This is a genomic window from Lishizhenia sp. (assembly GCF_033720595.1).
Classification (GTDB): domain Bacteria; phylum Bacteroidota; class Bacteroidia; order Flavobacteriales_D; family Crocinitomicaceae; genus Lishizhenia.
Map to the genome: position 1 here is coordinate 1 of NZ_JAWWCF010000291.1, position 2,249 is coordinate 2,249.

1 protein-coding gene is annotated in these 2,249 nt (G+C 39.2%); it reads right to left on the reverse strand.

From position 1 onward, the window contains the following. Window positions 1-165 precede the first annotated feature (165 nt). Window positions 166-2,249: TonB-dependent receptor (locus tag R3333_RS14155; protein WP_318959419.1), on the reverse strand; the 2,084-nt coding region annotated here is incomplete at its 5' end.

Sequence of the window (2,249 nt, forward strand, 5' to 3'; positions counted from 1 at the left end):
GTACCATCTACGGTATATCCATCTTTTTCGATTTGCTCTAAATCTTCATCACAGTACTCTCCTAATTCAACCTCTTGGTCTTGAGCATCCTCGTAATGACATTCGTGACAACCTGTTTTTGAACATGATGCGAATACCAAGGCTCCAAAGGCCATCATAACTGACTTACTTTTCATGGGTGTTGTATTTTAAATTTAATAAAATGCTGATGTAAACATTCCTACCTTGTGCAGGGATGTTGTAATTTTTCAATTTAGAAAGGTGGGGTACATAACTTTCGTTGAGTAGATTCCTCACGCCGCATTGAAAGGCGAAATCTTGTTTTGTTTTTACTTTAAAATGGAGCGCCATATCCACCAATAAAAAGGCGGGAGTTGCAGTTTCCATAATCCCAGGTCTATTTTGAGCCAAGAATTGATCCATGTTCAAGACGAATTTAGACAATGAGAATTTGTGCTTACTAAAGAAACTATAACTCGCCATTAAATTAATTTTGTTTTGTGGTTGTAAAGGCAAAGCATCTTGATTGGCAAAGGAAGCTTGTAAATAACTAAAACTAGATATAATGTGTAAGTCATGAATGGCATGCGGGTGAAAATGCACTTGTATATCAGAACCATACATATCCACACGCTGTGCCTGCTGGTATTGATACAAGGGGAAATTATCTACAAACTCACCCGTAGGTTGTGAATAAATAAAATCCTTAATTCTATTGTAAAAAGGAACGACATTCAACTCCACGTGTTTCCCTTTTAAACCGACACTCGCATCAATTTGTTGTGCCTTTTCACTCACGAGATTTACATCACCTAACTCATAACTCAAACTACTATGATGTACACCATCTGCCAATAATTCTGAACTATGGGGAGCTCTAAAACCTGTAGAAAGGTTAAGTCTTAACACCAGTTGTTGCCATTGTTTTGCTATTCCCGCAGAATAATTAAAACTCTGGTAATTTCTATGGATAGCATTACCTCCTCTTGTGGCTAAATTTCTTACATCACCACGCACTCCCATTTGGTAATCCAGACCTTTCAACTGACCTTTCACCAAGGCGAAAAGTCCCAGGTCTTGCTGCGTGGCATCGGGTAAAATACTTTCCTCTGCAGAAGGATTGTTTGTATTGGTTTGATACAACGCTTGTGTACCCACAACCATGTTTATCTTTCTCCAGTTGAAACTATAATTGGCATTTAAGCTGCTTGTATTTAACTGCATACTCAAAGCAGGAATCGTGAATTTCTCTTCAAACTCTTGGAGATGATTTAAGCTTTGTCCCAACTTCACTTTGAACGTAGAGTTCTTGAAGTAAAATGCATTATCAAATAATAGATAGTGGTTGTTGATGACTTGTGCAGGAAGCGCCAAATTTCTCGAAGGTTTATCGCTGATAAAATCTTCATACTCTACCACAGTATCATGTGTGTGCCCAGGTATTCCGTAACGTGCGTTGGAATAATTATAACGCAAATTACCCACCCATTTCTTGGTGTTAAACCCCGTTGAAAATTTAATATTTCTATTGTAAAATCTCGAGTTTTTGATGTAGTTACCTCCAGGTATTTGATAGTCTGCTGCGTTGTTATAATTCGTATAAAGGTTGAACCTCAGTTTTTTTCCGGCATACTTTAACCCCAACTGATTCTTGGTCATCAAGTTATTGCTTTCAAAAGCCGTATTTGTTTTCACCTCCACGGTATTACGCGCAGCATAGTTCTCATCGATGAGATAAATTACTCCTCCCAATGCGTCGGCTCCATATAAAAGTGAGGCTGGACCTTTAATGACTTCTACTGCTCCAATTCCCAATTGATCTATCCCCAAACCGTGATCTCCCCCCCACTGCTGGTTCTCTATTCGCAGACCATTCAGGTACGTCAATACTCTCGACCCCATTAGCCCACGAACCACGGGCTTACTAATACCAACTCCAAGTTTACTTTGATTTACTCCAGGAATTTTGGCCAAGGCGTCTACCAGGTCAACACTTGCAACTTCATTCAATTCACTGATTTCTCTGCGCTCTACCTCCACAATATTGTACTGAGCAACTTCACCCAAGGTACTTTGTATGCTTACCTCATCAAAACTCAAATGCTCTGGTTGTAAGCTGATGTTAATGTTTTGTTGTTCTTGGGGATTTACTTTTACTAATTTCTGACTGTAGCTCGAAGCACTTACACGTAGACTAATCGTTGAAGTTAAGTCTGCCGTAATCGTAAACCGACCTACACTATCAGTAA